We start from the raw sequence: 17,748 nt of genomic DNA on the forward strand, positions 1-17,748 counted from the left end.
TTGACCCATTGGTAGAAATTCACGTCAAAATAGCAAGAGCGGTTGCATTTTTCGGTGATCGGAATGGCACTTGACGGTCGACTTGCCCTTGCCGCGAATCGGCGCCTCGGTTAGTCAACCCCCATGGGAAAGAGCCTTCTGCCGCCCGGTGATGGCGGCGATCACATCGAACCGGTCGACCTCAAGCAGGCGCTCGAGGAGCGCTATCTCGCTTATGCGCTGTCGACCATCATGCATCGTGCCCTGCCGGATGTGCGCGACGGGCTGAAGCCGGTCCACCGCCGCATCATGCACGCCATGCGGCTGCTGCGGCTGAACCCCGACCAGGGCTTCGCCAAATGCGCGCGCATCGTCGGCGAGGTGATGGGCAAGTTCCACCCGCATGGCGACCAGTCCATCTACGATGCGCTGGTGCGTCTGGCGCAGAGCTTTTCGATGCGCTACCCGCTGGTCGACGGGCAGGGCAATTTCGGCAATATCGACGGCGATAACGCCGCCGCCATGCGCTACACCGAAGCGCGCATGACCGATGTGGCGACCGAACTGCTCGCGGGCATCACCGAGGATGCGGTCGACTATCGCCCCACCTACAACGAGGAGGACGAGGAGCCGGTCGTCCTGCCGGGCGCGTTCCCCAATCTGCTGGCCAACGGCTCCTCCGGCATCGCGGTCGGCATGGCGACCTCGATACCGCCCCACAACGCGGCCGAATTGTGCGATGCCGCGCTCTGCCTGATCGACGGCATCAAGTCCGGACAGGAGGTCTCCGGCGACCGCCTGATGGATTTCGTGCAGGGGCCGGATTTCCCGACCGGCGGCATCGTCATCGACAGCCGCGCTTCGATCGCCGAGGCGTACCGCACGGGCCGGGGCTCATTCCGCGTGCGCTCGCGCTGGCATCAGGAAGACCAAGGCCGCGGCACCTGGGTGATCGCGGTCACCGAAATTCCCTACGGCGTCCAGAAATCGCGGCTGATCGAGAAGATCGCCGAACTGCTGATCGCCCGCAAGCTGCCGCTTTTGGAAGACATTCGCGACGAAAGTGCGGAAGACATCCGCATCGTGCTGGTGCCCAAGAGCCGAACCGTCGATCCGGGCATATTGATGGAATCGCTGTTCAAGCTGACCGAGCTTGAAAGCCGCTTCTCGCTCAACATGAACGTGCTGTCGCGCGGCAAGGTGCCGAACGTGCTGTCGCTGAAAAGCGTGCTGCGCGAATGGCTGGACCATCGCCGCGAAGTGCTGTTGCGCCGTTCGCGCCACAGGCTGGCCGAGATCGAGCGGCGGCTGGAAATCCTCGCCGGCTATCTCATCGCCTATCTCAACATCGACGAGGTGATCCGCATCATCCGCGAGGAGGATGAGCCCAAGCCCGTCATGATGGCGCGGTGGGAGCTTACCGACACGCAGGCGGAAGCCATCCTCAACATGCGGCTGCGCTCGCTGCGCAAGCTGGAGGAGTTCGAAATCCGCAAGGAATTCGACGCCCTCACCGAGGAGAAGCAGCAGATCGAGGCCTTGCTCGGCGACGAGCAGAAGCAGTGGAACACCATCGCCTGGGAAATCCAGACCATCCGCCGCGATTTCGGGCCGGAGGAGAACAAGGAACTCGGGCCGCGCCGCACCACCTTCGCCGAGGCGCCGGAGCACGACCTCACCGACATCGCGCAGGCGATGATCGAGAAGGAGCCGATCACCGTGGTCGTCTCCGAAAAAGGCTGGCTGCGCGCCATGAAGGGGCATCTCGGCGACTATTCGCAGCTCTCCTTCAAGGAGGGTGACAGCCTGAAGCTGGCCTTCCACGCCCAGACGACCGACAAGATCCTGGTCTTTACCACGGGCGGCAAGTTCTACACGATCGGCGCCGACCGGCTGCCGGGCGGGCGCGGCCATGGCGAGCCGATCCGCATCATGGTGGACATGGAAACCGACCAGGACATCGTCACTGCCTTCGTGCATGAGCCGAAGCGCAAGCTTCTGCTCGCCTCGCATCAGGGCAACGGTTTCCTCGTCTCGGAGGACGAGGCGGTCGCCAACACCCGCAAGGGCAGGCAGGTGATGAACGTCAAGAACCCCGATGAAGCCCGTTTCTGCATTCCGACAACGGGCGATCATGTCGCCATCGTGGGCGAGAACCGCAAGCTGCTGGTGTTTGCCCTGTCGGAAATTCCGGAGATGACGCGCGGCAAGGGCGTGCGGCTGCAAAAATACAAGTCCGGCGGTGTGCTCGACCTCAAGACCTTCGCCATGGAAGCCGGCCTGACCTGGCAGGATTCCGCCGACCGCACCTTCACCCGCACGCAGGCGGAGCTTTCCGAATGGATCGGCTCGCGAGCCACGGCCGGGCGCATGGTGCCCAAGGGATTCCCGCGCACCGGTAAGTTCGGCTAACGCATTTCGCAGCCGGACGGAATCGTCTGGCGTTGCACAAATGCGGCCGGAAAAACCAGGCTGGAGCAGCGGGTGCGTTCGTCGGGACGCCCGCTGCTCTAGGTTTCAGAAGCGTTGTCTGGTTCCAATGGCCTGCAGGGCAATCCTGCAGTCCGGAATCATGATCGGTTGTGGCGTTCCGGCTTGGGGGAACGTGTCGTGAACACGCTTCCGCCAATATCTTTCTCCACTTTCGTGGTTATTGGATTGTCGTAATGATTGCTGCACTATGCTGGTGCAGACTGGGGCTCGGGCAAGCCGACTCGGCTGGAGGCACGACGTTTGAAAGAACAGGACAGTCAGAAGAACGGTCGCGAGTTGCGCCTCATGGGCCGCGCCGCACCGGTCAGGGCGGCGGTCATCCAGCCGCTGTCGGCGGCGCGCTGGCTGCTCATCCTTATTGTCGCGGCTGGCGTCTATTTCTTCCACGGCTTCCTGGTTCCGGTTCTGGCCGCCCTCATCATCGCCTTCGCCAGTTGGCCGCTCTACCGGCGCCTGCTGGCGGCCGTCGGCGGCAACCGCACCGTGGCGGCGACCTGCGCGCTGCTGCTCATCCTCACCTTCCTGATCGTGCCGGTGGTGTTTGCCGGCATGTATGCGTTCAACGAGATCCATGAATGGGTGGCATGGGCCGTCGAGGCCAACCGGCACGGCGCCCCGGCGCCCGAATGGATCGCTGCGCTGCCGGTCATCGGCGAGTGGCTCGCCCAGCAATGGTCGACCACCATCGATCATCCGGGCGGCATCGGCGAACTGATCCAGCTCGTCAGCGGCGCCAATATCGGCAGCATCTACCGGGGCGTGGTGGCGGCCGGCGGCAGCGCCTTCAGCCTGTTGCTTGCCCTGCTGTTCATGCTGATCGCCCTGTTCTTCACCTATCGTGACGGCGAGGCCTTCGCGGCGCAGATCGACCGCATCGGCGAGCGCATCCTGCCGGCGCGGTGGGAACGCATATCGCGCGTCGTGCCGGCCACCATCAGCTCGACGGTCACCGGCATGACGCTGATCGCCATCGGCGAAGGCGTGGTGCTGGGCACGGCCTATTGGCTGGCCGGCGTGCCGTCTCCGGTGACGCTCGGTGCGCTGACCGGCCTGATGGCGCTCATCCCCGGCGGTGCGCCGCTCTCCTTCACGCTGGTATCGCTTTACCTGGTCGCCAGCGGTTCGCCCTTCGCCGGCGTGGCTCTGTTCTTGTGGGGGTCGGTCGAACTGTTCATCGTCGACAAGACGCTGCGGCCCAAGCTGGTCGGCGGGCCGATCAAGCTGCCTTTCCTGCCGACCTTCTTTGGCCTGGTCGGCGGGGTGAAGACGATGGGCTTTGTCGGTCTGTTCGTCGGTCCGGTGCTGATGGCGCTTCTGGTGGCCATCTGGCGCGAATGGCAGCACGAGGTCGACCTGACGGAGACGTCCGTGGTTCCGGTGGTGACGGCGGAGGCCATCGTGGAGGAAGAGGGGTCTTCCGCCGCCCAGCGCTACAGGACGGGTCGATCGGCGGCCGTGGAGAGCTGATTTCCCCGGTGAAGCCGCGCTTCAGGCCGGATGGCGGAGCGCCAGGGTGGCGCGGCGCCTGCGGCCTTCGTGCAATTGCCACAGAGAATGGGCGATGAGCGTGATGACGAGGATCGCGCCGCCGATCAGGCTGCTGCGGGTGGGTGTTTCGGAAAAGATCATCCACACCCAGACCGGCGCCAGAACCGTTTCCAGCAGGTAGAACATCGCGACTTCCGGGCCCGAGATATATTTCGGACCGTTGGCGAGGCAGAAGAACGAGATGGGCATGACCACCGCGCCGTTGAAGAGGATCCAGCCCGGCTCGGCGATGTAGAAGCCGTTTTTCCAGATCATGAAGCCGGCGAGGATGCAGGGCATGATCACCCCCACCAGCGCGGTGAAGCCCATGTCCTGCCCGCTGGAGCGGGAGATGGTGATGGCGCTGGCAACGCTGAAGGCCGACCCCATGGCCAGCAGGTTGCCGAGCAGCTTGCCGGTGCCGAGCGAGGACCCCACGATGATGACGATGCCGGCGAACATCAGCGCCATGGCGAGCAGCGTCTGCGGACGTGGCCGCTCCTTCAGGAACACCCATGACAACAGCGCCGCGAACATGGTGTTGAAGGCAAGGATGAAGACGAGATCGGCCGTCGAAGTGTTGAAGACGGCGGTGACGAAGAAAATTGTGCCGATGCCGTAGAGGCCGGCCACGATCAGGCCGGCGCGGCCGGGTACGAGCTTCGGCGCGTCGGCAGAGAAGAAGCGCCACACGGCCCACATGACGATGCCGGCGACGAAGGTCATGGCGCTGCGGACAAACAGGATCGACCATGTATCTCCGTCGGCCAGCCGGATCAGGGGAATGTCGACTGTCAGGGCCAGGCCGCCGAAAGCGGTGAGAAGCAGGCCTCTGGTGTGATGATCGCTGTTTGTGGGCAAGGCAAAAACTCCGGCGGGCGCTGTAAGTCTGTATTTTTACGCATGTCGTTACCCCGAAACCGGTTCCCACTTCGGGCGACATGCTCTAAAAATTTCTGGAATATTACGGCAGAGCGGCCCGTCATTCGGGCGTTTTGCGTGTCCGGCAGGCCGGAGGGACGGGCCCCGCTTATTTCACCTGGTAGCGGTCCCAGCCCTTGGGGCCGAGATGCTCCTGCGGTTGGAAGCGCATCTTATAGCTCATTTTGCGTGAGCCATTGACCCAATAGCCGAGATAGACATGGGGCAGGCCCATGGCGCGGGTACGCTCGATGTGATCGAGGATCATGAAGGTGCCGAGCGAGCGCTCCTCCATGTCAGGGTTGAAATAGGAATAGACCATGGACAGCCCGTCGGCCATGCGATCGGTGAGGGCGACGGCGATCAGCTCGCCTTCGCCCTTGCCGGTGATGAAACTGTCCGGCCCGCGCCGGCGGTATTCGATGATCTTGGTCTCGACATGGGTGTCCTCGACCATCATCGCATAGTCGAGCACGGTCATGTCGGACATGCCGCCAAGACGGTGGCGGGCGTCGAGATAGGAACGGAACAGGGAATATTGCTCGGTCGAGGGCTGGGCGTCGTGCATGGTGCCGACGAGGTCCTGATTCTGCTGCAGCACCCGGCGCATGTTGCGGCTGGGCGTGAATTCCTGTGCCAGGATGCGCACCGACACGCAGGCCCGGCAGGTTTCGCAGGCCGGGCGATAGGCGATGTTCTGCGAGCGCCGGAACCCGCCCTGCGTCAGCAGGTCGTTCATTTCCGCCGCCTTGTTGCCCACGAGATGGGTGAAGACCTTGCGTTCGAACTGGCCCTCCAGATAGGGGCAGGGCGAAGGCGCAGTCAGGAAGAACTGCGGCGATTGGGTCAGGTGCTGCGTCATCTGCAAGCGAACTCCAAGATATGAATAGCTTGGCCCGTTCTCCAAAAAATTCAAGACGTTTGCGCAGGTCCTGTTTCTTCCTCGATCGGCAGTTGAACGATGCGCACATCGCGGTTGAACCAGGTGGCGGCGAAATGGCCGACCGCGACCGCACCGACGCACAGCACGACCGAGGCGATGATGTTGATCGCCGCCCTGCCCATGGCGCCGGACCGCAGCAGGTCCAGCGTCTGGAGGCTGAAGGAGGAGAAGGTGGTGAAGCCGCCGCATACGCCGACCATGACCAGCAGGCGCACGTTCTCCGAAACGGGATAGCGGCCATGGGCCAGTGTCAGCGTTCCGAACAGGCCGATGATGAAGGAGCCGAGGATATTGATGAGGATCGTGCCCCAGGGCAGCGAGCCGCTGATCGGCTGGGCGGCGGCGGACAGCATGTAGCGAGCCAGGCTCCCGACAGCGCCCCCGAAGGCCACGGCGAGGCAGGATGTGAAAGACATCGGCGTCAATTCCTTCTGACCAGGCGGGCATAAAAAAAACCCGCCATGCGGCGGGGCTTCTTCAAGACGTACCCCTGCCGCGGTTTCGTTGCGACAGGAGCCATCAGCCGGGTCCGGCGGTTTCGGGGAGCTCCATCCCCATTTCCCTTTTAGCGTAAGCCGTATGGACGGCTCACGCAAGCCTGTCACCGGTCGGTGCGGATGACGACGGTGCCGAGCAGCAGGTCGTGCAGGGTGCGCTTGCGGTCGGCAAACAGCGTGACCAGCAGGATCAGCGGGGTCAGGATCACGTTGCCGGCCCAGAACAGCACGGAATGCACCACCGCGAAAATGCTGTCGACCGGGCGGCCATCCAGCCGTTCAAGGCGAAGGCTCATCAGCTTCATGCCGGTGGTGGCCTGGTCCTTGCTGCCCAGCGTGAACCACACATAGGTGAGCGCCACCAGCGGCACGAGAATGCCGAACAGCGCCCAGCCGAGCCCGAAGGTGAGCAGGCCGAGCAGCAGAACCAGAATGGCGAAGGGGATCGTGAGCAGGCCGACGATGATATAGTCGATGACGAAGGCCAGCACGCGGCGTGTGCGCACGCCGTCATAGGCGCGCACGTCGTCCTGCCTCGTGGTGATGATCTCGCCGTCGAGCACGCGAGCGTTCATGGGCGTTTCCGAGCCTTTCCGTTTGCACGTCGTTACAGGCTTCAGATGGTGGGTGGGCGCGCGTTTTCAAGATTTTCGCGTCAATCAGTGGGTTTGACGCCGCGAAGCGCTGCCAGGGCGACAGCCAGCCAGCCGGCGATGAGCAGCGTGCCGCCGGTCGGCGCGGCGAAGGGGAACAGCCGCGTGCCTAGGAAGTCGCGCGCCAGCAGATCGCCGCAGAAGATGGAAAGGCCGAGCAGAAGCAGCAGGCCGGCCGCGTGCAGGGTGCGGCTGGCGGTGAGCAGGCCGATGGCCAGCAGGGCAGGCGCATGCATGACGAGGAAGGAGGCGGCGGTGCCGGTGAAGGGGCCGCCGCCATGCGATGCGGCCGCCGAAAGGGCGACGCCGGCCGCGCCGCTGGTGCCGGCGGCAAAAACGAGGAGACGGTTGTTCATCGGCGTTTGCTCCTGCAAGAATCAGGTCGGCGGGATTTCCGATCCGCCGGCACCTTGTGCCTGGGGGCGGGCAAATCAATGCTGCAAATTGCCGTGCCGGGTTTGCGCCAGCCGGTTCCAGGCCGCGCCGCCGGCCAGAAGTGCCGCCGTGCCGAGGAAAACGGCCGGCATGCCGATATGGCCGCCGACGAAGCCGCCGAGCAGAGGCCCGACCACCTGTCCGGCATATTGGGCCGAGATCGAATAGCCGAGGACGTTGCCGCCGACGCCGTCGGGCACGTTATGGCGGATGACGCTGGTGATCGACGGCAGCAGGCCGCCGAGCGCCAGCCCCATCAGGAAGCGCAGCACGATGAGTTGCCAGCCCGCAGTGACGAAAGCCTGCGGGACCAGAAGCAGGGCGGCGACGGCCAGCGCGCCCACCACCACGTTCCAGTGCCCCACGCGGTCGGCGAGCTTGCCGAGCCAGGTTGCCGACACGATGCTGCCGAGCGCCGCCGCCGACATGACGACGCCGGCGACCAGCGTGACATGGGCCTGATCCTCGAGGAGTTGCGCGACATAGACGGTGATGATCGGTTCGATCGACATGTTGGCCAGCATCAGCAGCATGCCGGTTACCAGCATGGCGACAACCGGCCGCTTGTCCGGAATGGCGGCCCATGCGCCGGCCGGCCTTTCCGCGCTGCCTTGCTGCGGTCTGTGTTCTTCCTTCACCAACAGGGCCGTGGCCAGGAAGGCGAGGAAGATGACGCCGCCGGAAAGCAGGAAGGTGGCGCGGATGCCGATCAGCGGCGGCAGCAAGCCTCCGATCAGCGGACCGACGAGATTGCCGGCCATGATGCCGGCCGACAGGACGCCGAGCGCCCAGCCGGAACGCTCCTTCGGTGTCTGCATGGCGACGAGGATGGTGGAGCCCGATGCATAGCCGCCGGCCAGCCCGACAGCCAGGCGCAGCAGCACGAGCTGTTCCACGCTTTGCACCATGCCCATCAGCGACATGCACACCGCCATGCCGAAGCTGGCGCGCACCAGCATCAGCTTGCGGCCGTAGCGGTCGCCGAGCCTGCCCCAGAGCGGCGCCACCAGCGCCGCGGCCAGGAAAGTGGCGCCATAGGCGATGCCGGACCATTGCACGATGCTGGCATGGCCATGCGCGCCGAGCTGCTCGACATAGAGCGGCAGGAAGGGAAGCAGCAGGGTCATCGCCACGATGGTGGAGAAGGAACCGGCGAAGCAGACGGCGAGATTGCGCCGCCAGTGACGGTCATGTGCCGTCGCCGCGGTGTTGTCGGATGGCTCTGTGGCTGTCGCTGTGGCGGGTCCCGGGCCGCTCACCCTTTCAGCATCTCGGCCACGGTCGGCGCGAAATAGGTGAGGATGCCGTCGGCGCCGGCGCGCTTGAAGGCGAGGAGCGATTCCATCATTGCCCGGTCGCCGTCGATCCAGCCATTGGCGGCTGCCGCCTTGATCATCGAATATTCGCCCGACACCTGATAGGCGAAGGTGGGCAGGGCGAAGCTGTCCTTGATCTGGCGGATGATGTCGAGATAGGGCAGGCCGGGCTTGACCATCACCATATCCGTGCCCTCGAGGATGTCCTGCTCGGTTTCGCGCAGGGCCTCGGCGGAGTTGGCGGCGTTGATGTAATAGGTCTTCTTGTCGCCCTGCAGCAGGCCGGCGGTGCCGATGGCGTCGCGATAGGGACCATAGAAGGCGGAATCGAACTTGGTCGCATAGGACATGATGGCCACGTCCTGGAAGCCGTTCTCGTCCAGCGCCGAGCGGATGACGCCGATGCGGCCGTCCATCATGTCGGAAGGGGCGATGATGTCGGCCCCGGCCGCGGCCTGAAGCACCGCGCCGGCCGCGATCTGCTCGACGGTCTCGTCATTGACGATGATGCCGTCGCGCAGCACGCCGTCATGGCCGTGGCTGGTGAAGGGGTCGAGCGCGGCATCGGTGATGACGCCGATTTCCGGCACCGCCTCCTTGATGGCGCGGGTGGCGCGGTTGGTGAGGTTGTCGGGGTCGAGGATCAGCGAGCCGGTGGTGTCGCGAAGCGAGACATCCACCTTGGGAAAGGTGGCGATCGCCGGGATACCGAGCCTTGCCGCGCGCTCGGCCTCGCGCACCGCCACGTCTACGGAGAGGCGGAAGACGCCCGGCATGGCGGCGATCGGCTCCTGCACGTTCTCGCCCTCGACCAGGAAGATCGGCCAGATCAGGTCGTCCACGGTGAGATGGTTCTCCTGCACCAGCCGCCGCGACCACGCGGCCTTGCGCATGCGCCTGAGCCTTCTGGAGCCGGTGACGTCGTCGACGGTGCGTGTACCTGCCGCTTTGGTGGGTGCGAACCTGTTCATGGCCAATCTCCCGGGAGCGGCTTCACATGCCAGTCCCGGTCCTTCTCTTGCGCAAACCGGTGGGCCTCCAGCGAGGCCGTTTTCCAGAAGCGTTCTAACATGGCTGCCGTCGCTGACCAATGCGACATCATTGTGCGACGGCGCAATCGTGCGCGCCCCTCATGGCCGGCCGGCATTGACGCGCCTGCATGTGGCCCTTAGCACTTTCGCCTGAGAGCGTTTGAGAGGGAATCTGTGACGATGGATTTTGGCGGCGGCGATGAAATCCGCTTCGAGACCATGGGGCAGGCCGGCGTGGTGACGCTCACGCGTCCCAAGGCCCTCAATGCCCTCACCGGACAGATGGTCCACGCGCTGGCGGCCGCCCTCAATGCCTGGGAAAAGGACGCTTCCGTCCGCCTCGTGCTGGTCCGGGGCGAAGGACGGGCCTTCTGCGCCGGCGGCGACATCATGGATGTCTATCGCGCCGGCAGGGCGGGTGAGCGCCATGTCGAATTCTTCGCGGACGAATACCGGATGAACGCCCAACTGGCGCGCTTTCCCAAACCCTATGTCGCATTGATCGACGGCATCGTCATGGGCGGCGGCGTCGGCATTTCCGCCCACGGCTCGCACCGGGTGATGACCGAGAACGCCATCGTCGCCATGCCCGAGGTCGGCATCGGCTTCTTTCCCGATGTCGGCGGCAGCCATGTCCTGTCGCGGCTTCCCGGCGCTTTCGGCATGTATATGGCGCTGACCGGAAACCGCGTGCGCCAGGGCGATGCGCTGGCCGTCGGGCTTGCCACGCAAACCATCAGATCGGAGAGCCAGCAGGAGTTTGTCGAAGCACTCACGGCCTCCGGCGAGGTGGAGGAGGTGTTGAGGCGGTTTCATGTCGCGGTGCCGGCCGAGACCGATGCCGCGACCTTCGCCGCCATCGAGCGCCATTTCTCGCAGGAGACGCTGGAAGCGGCCCTCGCCAGCCTGAAGGAGGAAGCGGGGGCGGGCGACGCGTTCGCGTCGAAGACGCTCGCGACCATATTGTCGCGCTCGCCGACCAGCCTCAAAGTGGCGTGGCGCGAGATCAGGCGAGGGGCGGACCTTTCCATGGACGATTGCATGCGCATGGAGTTCCGGGTGCTCAACCGCATGCTGGACGGCCATGACTTCTATGAGGGCATCCGGGCCGTGCTCGTCGACAAGGGCTCGACGCCTGTCTGGAACCCGCCGACGCTGGACGGTGTGAGCGATGCCGCGGCCGAAGCCTATTTCGCGCCGCTGGGAGACCGGGAACTGATCCTGTGAGGGAGGAGCTTCCAGGCCGCGCCGCTTTGGAGCCAGGGACGATCGAGATCGCCTTTGCCGTGTTCCTGCGCCTCATCGCCTGCCTGTGCCTTGTGTCCGGCGTTCTCTACTGGATCCGGCTGATCGGCTATTATCCGGGCGATCTGTACCGCTTCGACCTGATGCCGGTGCAATGGCAGATCGCCGCCTCGGTGCTGGCGGTGCTGTTTCCCTTCGCGGCCGCCGGCCTGTGGATGCTTGCGTCCTGGGGGCCGGTCATCTGGTTCCTGTGTGCGGCCGGCGAGATCGCCATGCATGCCGGCTTTCCGCAATATTTCGGCCACCGGCCTTCGGTCGTCGTCACGCATGCGGTGGTCGCCGCGATCTATTGCGGCTTCCGCGCGGCGATGCAGAGGCGCCGGCGCGCCGAAGCCGTGCAATAGGCGCGGGCCGGCCCTGCCGGGCCCGCCGAACCGTTAGCTCATTTTTTAGGTTAATTGTCCCGTGAGGCGTGACTATTCATTAAGCGTCTTCGACGGCTGTCGCTGGTAAGCTCTTGTTAGCCTTGGTGTTTAAGTCGAATTTTATGAGTATTCGATAGTGTCGCGATCAAGGTGAGAAAAACAAAAAATCACCAGGCGACAAACGAGAGGCAAAGACAATGAACAACCAGCGCTCGGCGGCGAAGCCCGCTAATGTATCGAATGAAAGCCAGGAAGGTATCCGTTCGCTGTACATGGAATCGCTTCAGCTTGTTGAACGGTTGCATCGCCGTCTTCTTGACGTGATCAAGGACGAGTTCGAACGGGCGGGCCGCTCCGACATCAATGCCATCCAGGCGCTGCTTCTGTTCAATATCGGCAATGCCGAACTGACTGCCGGCGAGCTTCGCTCCCGCGGTTACTATCTCGGCTCGAACGTTTCCTACAACGTCAAGAAGCTGGTCGATCTGGGCTTCATCAATCACCAGCGCTCCAAGCTCGACCGCCGTTCGGTGCGCATCAGCCTGACCGACAAGGGCATGGACGTGGCGGATGTGGTGGCGCGGCTCTACGAGCGGCACGTCGGCTCCATCGAGCAGGTCGGCGGCATCAACACCGACGAGTTCAAGCAGATGAACCGGGCCTTGCAGCGCCTGGACCGCTTCTGGAACGACACCATCGCCTATCGCATGTAGGATTTCGTCGCGCACACGGATCGCGTGATCCGTTGACTGGCCGGGCGGTGCCGGAAAGGCACAAGACCCGGCCTTTGTCATTTGCGGCGGGGCTGAAAGCAGGGCTGCGCCACGTTGCCGCCATATTCGGATGGAAGCGAGAATGTCAGCAGATCGGGCGCGAATGTCCGGCGATAAGGAACCCCGTTCAGGCGCGGCGCCTTCTCGGCGCCAAAGCGATGGCATGGTTGGCGAATTGTTAAGGTCGCAACCCTAGAGTGCCCGGCGGCATTGCCTGAACACTGACTGGAAGAATGTCTGGAACGCCCATGAAGACGAACCGTCGTTTGTTTCTGTCCGGGGCTTCGGCCCTTGCCGCCTCGATGATCGCGGGCGGCGCGCGCGCCCAGGATGCGGTCGGCGATATTCTCAGGGCCGCGGGGCAGGGCGGCTGGCGCGACACGTTCGACGCGCGTTCCAGCGGCAGCGCCAAGGTTCTGTCGACGCGCCCCATCTTCAGCCAGCAGACCATCGCCTATACCGAACAGGCCATCGCCCAATACAGCAACCTCGTTGCCCAGGGCGGCTGGCAGCCGGTGCCGGACACCAAGAAGCTCAAGATCGGCGTGATCGATCCGGACGTGGTGCCGCTGCGCCGGCGGCTGATGGTTTCGGGCGATCTTCCGCAGAATGCCGGCCTGTCGGAATCCTTCGATTCCTATGTCGACGCGGCGGTGAAGCGCTTCCAGATGCGCCACGGCCTGCCGGCTGACGGCGTGCTGGGCAAATACAGCTATCTGGCCATGAACATCAACGCCCAGACCCGGCTTGGCCAGCTCGAAACCAATCTCGTCCGTCTACGCGAGAAGGTCGGCACGCTCGGCAATCGCTATGTGCTGGTCAACATTCCCGCAGCCCAGATCGAGGCGGTGGAGAACGATCGCGTCGTGCTGCGTCATACGGCAATCGTCGGCAAGATCGACCGCCAGACGCCGATCGTGAACTCCAAGATCAACGAGATCATCGTCAATCCCTACTGGACGGCGCCCACCTCCATCGTGCGCAAGGACATCATTCCTCTGATGCGCAAGAACCCCAACTATCTCAAGGACAGCAAGATCCGCCTGTTCGCCCCCGATGGGAGCGAGGTCGATCCGATGATGGTGGACTGGTCGACCGAGGAGGCGGCGAAGTACCGTTTCCGGCAGGAGCCGGGAACCAACAACGCCATGGCCTCGGTGAAGATCAACTTCCCGAGCCCGGACGGCGTCTACATGCACGACACGCCGCAGCAGAGCCTGTTCGGCCAGATGATGCGTTTCGACTCCTCGGGCTGCGTGCGCGTCCAGAACGTGCGCGACCTGGTGACCTGGGTGCTGCGCGATACACCCGGCTGGAGCCGGCAGCAGTTCGAGGCGACCATCAAGAGTGGCGAGACCGTTCCGGTGGCCGTGACCAACCCGGTCCCCGTGCATTTCCTCTATGTCTCGGCCTGGTCGACCGGCGACGGCGTCGCGCAATTCCGTGACGACATCTATGGTTGGGACGGGGTCGATGAACTGAAGATTTCTTCGGCCCTGTAGCCGGGAAATACCAGAGCATATCGTAAAAGGGCTGTCCGTGTGGCGGCCCTTTTCTACAGGCGGGCCGGAATTGACCGCCTGGGCTATCGATAACCGGCGCAATAGGGCCAGGTAATTTCGCGGTGAAAGTGGCTAGGGCAGGGCAACTGTGCTAATGCGCCCCCGGGTCTACTCCAGTTAGGGAAACTTCCGGTAATGGCGATACAGTCGGCTGCATCCAGTTCGTTCAATTCCTTCTTCGAGACCACCCTCGCGGATGCCGATCCCGAGATTTTTGACGCTGTTCGCAACGAGCTTGGCCGTCAACGCCACGAGATCGAGCTGATCGCCTCGGAGAACATCGTCTCGCGCGCCGTGATGGAGGCGCAGGGCACCGTCCTGACCAACAAATACGCCGAAGGTTATCCGGGCAAGCGCTACTATGGCGGCTGCCAGTATGTGGACGTGGTGGAAGAACTGGCCATCGAGCGGGCGAAGAAGCTGTTCGACTGCAAGTTCGCCAACGTCCAGCCCAATTCGGGCAGCCAGATGAACCAGGCGGTCTTCCTCGCCCTGCTGCAGCCGGGCGACACCTTCATGGGGCTCGACCTGAATTCGGGCGGCCATCTCACCCACGGTTCGCCGGTCAACATGAGCGGCAAGTGGTTCAACGTCGTCTCCTATGGCGTGCGTGAGGGCGACCACCTGCTCGACATGGACGAGGTCGAGCGCAAGGCGCACGAGACGAAGCCGAAACTGATCCTGGCCGGCGGCACGGCCTATTCCCGTATCTGGGACTGGAAGCGCTTCCGCGAGATCGCCGATGCCGTCGGCGCTTATCTGATGGTCGACATGGCCCACATCGCCGGCCTCGTCGCGGGCGGCATGCACCCGTCTCCGCTGCCGCACGCGCATGTGGTGACGACCACCACGCACAAGTCGCTGCGCGGCCCGCGCGGCGGCATGATCCTCACCAATGAGGAGGACATCGCCAAGAAGATCAATTCGGCCGTCTTCCCGGGCTTGCAGGGCGGCCCGCTGATGCACGTCATCGCCGCCAAGGCCGTGGCCTTTGCAGAGGCGCTGAAGCCGGACTTCAAGGTCTATGCGCAGAATGTGGTGGCCAACGCCAAGGCGCTGGCTTCCAGCCTGCAGGAAACCGGCCTCGACATCGTCTCGGGCGGCACCGACAACCACCTGATGCTGGTCGACCTTCGCCCCAAGAACGCCACCGGCAAGCGGGCCGAGGCCGCGCTTGGCCGCGCCAACATAACCTGCAACAAGAACGGCATTCCCTTCGACCCCGAAAAGCCGTTCGTCACGTCGGGCGTGCGTCTGGGTACGCCGGCCGGCACCACGCGCGGCTTCGGCCAGGCCGAGTTCCGCGAGATCGGCAAGCTGATCGCCGAGGTTCTCGACGGGCTGAAGGCGGCCAACTCCGATGACGGCAACGCCGCCGTCGAAGCTGGCGTGAAGCAGAAGGTCGTGGACCTGACCGACCGCTTCCCGCTCTATTCCTATCTCGGATAAGCCTGTAATCACGCTTTTGGAGCGGCTGCTGCGCTGAACGCGTGGCAGCCGTTTCATTTGGGCGATCTCGCCGGTGTATGTACCCTGACGGCAGGTTTCCGCGCGAAGTCATATTGCGGACGCGACGACGTTGGATTTCTGCCTTCGCGCTTCCTACCTGAGCGGAAAGGCTTTAGCTTTCCCGGCACCGACAGAATCGCGAACAAGGCTTTCCATGCGTTGTCCTTATTGCCAATCCGAAGACACACAGGTGAAGGACTCGCGCCCCGCCGAAGACGGCTCGGCCATCCGCCGGCGGCGCGTCTGTCCCGATTGCGGCGGCCGTTTCACCACTTTCGAACGGGTGCAGTTGCGCGATCTGGTGGTGGTCAAGAAGTCGGGCCGCAAGGTTCCCTTCGACCGCGACAAGCTGCTGCGCTCGGTGGAGATCGCGGTGCGCAAGCGCAATGTCGATCCCGAGCGCATCGACCGGGCCGTGACCGGTATCGTGCGCCAGCTCGAAAGTTCGGGCGAGACTGAAATTCCTTCGGCGGAAGTCGGCCGTCTGGTGATGGAGGCGCTGAAGTCGCTGGACGACGTCGCCTATGTGCGCTTTGCCTCGGTGTATCGCAATTTCCGCGAGGCCAAGGATTTCCACGACGTGCTCGGCGAACTCAAGGTCGACGAGGATATCGACTGAGCGATGGCTGGCGCTGCTGACACCGCACAAGAGAAACTGGACCGCAGGTTCATGGCTGCGGCCCTGCGCCTGTCCCGCCGCCATTCCGGCCGTACGTCCACCAATCCCTCGGTCGGCACGATCATCGTGCGCGACGATGGGGCGGGGCCGATGATCGTCGGCACGGGCGTCACCGCCATCGGCGGTCGCCCTCATGCTGAGACGGAAGCTCTGGCCGAGGCCGGCGAGCTGACGCACGGCGCCACCGCCTATGTGACGCTGGAGCCGTGCGCGCATCACGGCCGCACGCCGCCCTGCGCCGAGGCGCTGGTGACGGCCGGCATCGCGCGGGTGGTGGGTGCCGCCAGCGACCCCGATCCGCGCGTTTCGGGCAAGGGTTACGCCATATTGCGCGAGGCGGGTGTCGAGGTCACCGAACGCGTGCTGGCCTCGGAAGCGGCGAACCAGCTGGCCGGCTATCTCATGCGTTCCTTGAAGAAACGGCCGGAGGTCATTCTCAAGATGGCGCTTTCCAGCGATGGAAAGATTGGCGTCAGGGGCGAGGGACAGGTTCCCATCACCGGAGAGGTGGCGCGCCGCGAGGTGCATCTGATGCGGACCGAGGCGGATGCGATCCTGATCGGCATCGGCACGGCGCTGGAGGACGATCCGGAACTGACGGTGCGGTTGCCGGGGCTGGAAAACCGCTCGCCGGCGCGCATCGTGCTCGACAGCGAGATGAGATTGCCGCCGGCCTCGCGCCTGGTTTCGGGCGTGGACCGGGTGCCACTTTACATCGCCTCCAACCCGCTGGTCGATGGACAGCGCCGCGCCTTACTGGAACGCCACGGCGTGCGCTTCATCGGCACGGAGGTGCACGAAGGCAAGATCGCGCTGCCTGAACTGCTGGAGGATCTGGCCGCGCTCGGCATGTCCAGCATCATCGTCGAGGGCGGAGCGTCGGTGGCGCAGTCATTCCTCGATGAGGGCCTCGTCGATCGCATCGTGCTGTTTCGGGGACCGACAGAGGTCGGCGGGCAAGGCATTGCCGCGCCCATCGGGCCGGATACCATCCCGGCAGGTTTCCGCAAGCTGCGCGAGATGCAATTCGACCAGGACGGCTTTGCAGAGTGGGTAAGGACCATCTGATGTTCACGGGTATCGTCACCGATGTCGGCAAGGTTGCCGCGGTCGAGCCGCTCAAGGAGGGGGTGCGGCTGCGCATCGACACCGCCTATGATCCGCAAACCATCGATATCGGCGCCTCGATTGCCTGCTCCGGCGTGTGCCTGACGGTGACCGCACTGCCTGAAAACGGCTCCAATGCGCGCTGGTTCGAGGTCGAGGCATGGGAAGAGGCCCTGCGCCTTACCACGGCCGCGCAGTGGAAGGCGGGAACGCACATCAATCTGGAGCGGGCGCTGAAGATCGGTGACGAACTGGGCGGGCACATCGTTTCGGGCCATATCGACGGCACGGCCGAGATCGTGGCGCGGCAGGACGAGGGCGATGCGGTGCGCTTCACGCTGGAGGCGCCGCCGGAATTCGCCCGCTTCATCGCGCCCAAGGGGTCGGTGGCGCTGGACGGCACCTCGCTCACCGTCAACAAGGCGGAAGGCAGGCGCTTCGACGTGCTGCTCATCCACCATTCGCTGCAGGTGACCACCTGGGGCGAGCGCCAGGTCGGCGATCGGGTAAACCTCGAAATCGATACCATGGCGCGCTATGCTGCACGCTTGTCGGAAGCGGCGGCGCAGGGATACTGACAAGGCGAAAGCCTGACCCAAAGCATCCTCTTCGCGTGAGGCTTGCGGACTCACGCGCTTCGGCCTAATTGACCG

17 protein-coding genes and 1 riboswitch are annotated in these 17,748 nt (G+C 64.2%); of the genes, 10 read left to right on the top strand and 7 right to left on the bottom strand.

Annotation, left to right across the window (positions count from 1 at the left end; translation table 11 throughout):
* Nucleotides 1–123: 123 nt before the first annotated feature.
* Both parC and ABID37_RS01580 read left to right on the top strand, forming a co-directional pair.
* Complete coding sequence (parC, locus tag ABID37_RS01575) at nucleotides 124–2,391, top strand: DNA topoisomerase IV subunit A (RefSeq protein ID WP_354192217.1); 2,268 nt, start codon at nucleotides 124–126, stop codon at nucleotides 2,389–2,391.
* 366 nt (nucleotides 2,392–2,757) lie between these two features.
* Nucleotides 2,758–3,939 (top strand): AI-2E family transporter, encoded by a 1,182-nt coding sequence (locus ABID37_RS01580; protein ID WP_435521523.1) that lies wholly within the window; start codon nucleotides 2,758–2,760, stop codon nucleotides 3,937–3,939.
* Nucleotides 3,940–3,960: 21 nt separating this feature from the next.
* On the opposite strand, the gene ABID37_RS01585 is transcribed toward ABID37_RS01580, so the two are convergent.
* From ABID37_RS01585 to hemB, 7 genes are all read right to left on the bottom strand, one after another.
* A complete protein-coding gene (locus tag ABID37_RS01585; protein ID WP_354192220.1) occupies nucleotides 3,961–4,860 on the bottom strand; it encodes a DMT family transporter in 900 nt (299 codons plus the stop codon).
* A gap of 169 nt (nucleotides 4,861–5,029) precedes the next feature.
* The gene (locus ABID37_RS01590; RefSeq protein ID WP_354192221.1) at nucleotides 5,030–5,782 is read right to left on the bottom strand and encodes an arginyltransferase; all 753 of its coding nucleotides are present in this window, start codon (nucleotides 5,780–5,782) and stop codon (nucleotides 5,030–5,032) included.
* 50 nt (nucleotides 5,783–5,832) lie between these two features.
* Complete coding sequence (crcB, locus tag ABID37_RS01595) at nucleotides 5,833–6,279, bottom strand: fluoride efflux transporter CrcB (RefSeq protein WP_354192223.1); 447 nt, start codon at nucleotides 6,277–6,279, stop codon at nucleotides 5,833–5,835.
* An 87-nt stretch (nucleotides 6,280–6,366) separates the two neighbouring features.
* A riboswitch (Fluoride riboswitch) is annotated at nucleotides 6,367–6,428 on the bottom strand.
* A 36-nt stretch (nucleotides 6,429–6,464) separates the two neighbouring features.
* Nucleotides 6,465–6,935, bottom strand: coding sequence for an RDD family protein (locus ABID37_RS01600; RefSeq protein ID WP_354192224.1), 471 nt, complete (start codon nucleotides 6,933–6,935; stop codon nucleotides 6,465–6,467).
* An 80-nt stretch (nucleotides 6,936–7,015) separates the two neighbouring features.
* Nucleotides 7,016–7,369 (bottom strand): DUF423 domain-containing protein, encoded by a 354-nt coding sequence (locus tag ABID37_RS01605; protein ID WP_354192225.1) that lies wholly within the window; start codon nucleotides 7,367–7,369, stop codon nucleotides 7,016–7,018.
* Between the two features lie 75 nt (nucleotides 7,370–7,444).
* Complete coding sequence (locus ABID37_RS01610; protein WP_354192226.1) at nucleotides 7,445–8,707, bottom strand: MFS transporter; 1,263 nt, start codon at nucleotides 8,705–8,707, stop codon at nucleotides 7,445–7,447.
* Complete coding sequence (hemB, locus tag ABID37_RS01615; protein WP_354192227.1) at nucleotides 8,704–9,735, bottom strand: porphobilinogen synthase; 1,032 nt, start codon at nucleotides 9,733–9,735, stop codon at nucleotides 8,704–8,706. Before hemB ends, ABID37_RS01610 begins: the two co-directional genes overlap by 4 nt.
* 240 nt (nucleotides 9,736–9,975) lie before the next feature.
* On the opposite strand from hemB, the gene ABID37_RS01620 reads away from it, so the two are divergent.
* The 8 genes from ABID37_RS01620 to ABID37_RS01655 all read left to right on the top strand — a co-directional run bounded on the left by ABID37_RS01620 (nucleotide 9,976) and on the right by ABID37_RS01655 (nucleotide 17,673).
* Complete coding sequence (locus ABID37_RS01620; RefSeq protein ID WP_354192229.1) at nucleotides 9,976–11,022, top strand: enoyl-CoA hydratase/isomerase family protein; 1,047 nt, start codon at nucleotides 9,976–9,978, stop codon at nucleotides 11,020–11,022.
* Nucleotides 11,019–11,444, top strand: a complete 426-nt coding sequence (locus tag ABID37_RS01625; RefSeq protein ID WP_354192230.1) for a DUF6163 family protein — start codon at nucleotides 11,019–11,021, stop codon at nucleotides 11,442–11,444. Before ABID37_RS01620 ends, ABID37_RS01625 begins: the two co-directional genes overlap by 4 nt.
* Nucleotides 11,445–11,662: 218 nt before the next feature.
* Nucleotides 11,663–12,178 (top strand): transcriptional regulator LdtR, encoded by a 516-nt coding sequence (gene ldtR, locus ABID37_RS01630; RefSeq protein WP_354192231.1) that lies wholly within the window; start codon nucleotides 11,663–11,665, stop codon nucleotides 12,176–12,178.
* 308 nt (nucleotides 12,179–12,486) lie between these two features.
* Nucleotides 12,487–13,740, top strand: a complete 1,254-nt coding sequence (locus tag ABID37_RS01635; protein ID WP_354192232.1) for a L,D-transpeptidase family protein — start codon at nucleotides 12,487–12,489, stop codon at nucleotides 13,738–13,740.
* Between the two features lie 195 nt (nucleotides 13,741–13,935).
* Nucleotides 13,936–15,249 carry a serine hydroxymethyltransferase gene (gene glyA, locus ABID37_RS01640; RefSeq protein WP_354192233.1) on the top strand — a complete coding sequence of 438 codons (1,314 nt, stop codon included), beginning with the start codon at nucleotides 13,936–13,938 and terminating at the stop codon, nucleotides 15,247–15,249.
* Nucleotides 15,250–15,463: 214 nt separating this feature from the next.
* A complete protein-coding gene (nrdR, locus tag ABID37_RS01645; protein ID WP_354192234.1) occupies nucleotides 15,464–15,928 on the top strand; it encodes a transcriptional regulator NrdR in 465 nt (154 codons plus the stop codon).
* 3 nt (nucleotides 15,929–15,931) lie between these two features.
* Nucleotides 15,932–17,056 carry a bifunctional diaminohydroxyphosphoribosylaminopyrimidine deaminase/5-amino-6-(5-phosphoribosylamino)uracil reductase RibD gene (ribD, locus tag ABID37_RS01650; RefSeq protein ID WP_354192235.1) on the top strand — a complete coding sequence of 375 codons (1,125 nt, stop codon included), beginning with the start codon at nucleotides 15,932–15,934 and terminating at the stop codon, nucleotides 17,054–17,056.
* Complete coding sequence (locus ABID37_RS01655) at nucleotides 17,056–17,673, top strand: riboflavin synthase (RefSeq protein ID WP_354192236.1); 618 nt, start codon at nucleotides 17,056–17,058, stop codon at nucleotides 17,671–17,673. The genes ribD and ABID37_RS01655 overlap by 1 nt, the downstream gene beginning before the upstream one ends.
* The last annotated feature ends 75 nt before the right edge of the window (nucleotides 17,674–17,748 follow it).

Origin of the sequence: Aquamicrobium terrae (assembly GCF_040545735.1) — a bacterium.
In the GTDB taxonomy this organism is placed as follows: domain Bacteria; phylum Pseudomonadota; class Alphaproteobacteria; order Rhizobiales; family Rhizobiaceae; genus Mesorhizobium; species Mesorhizobium terrae_A.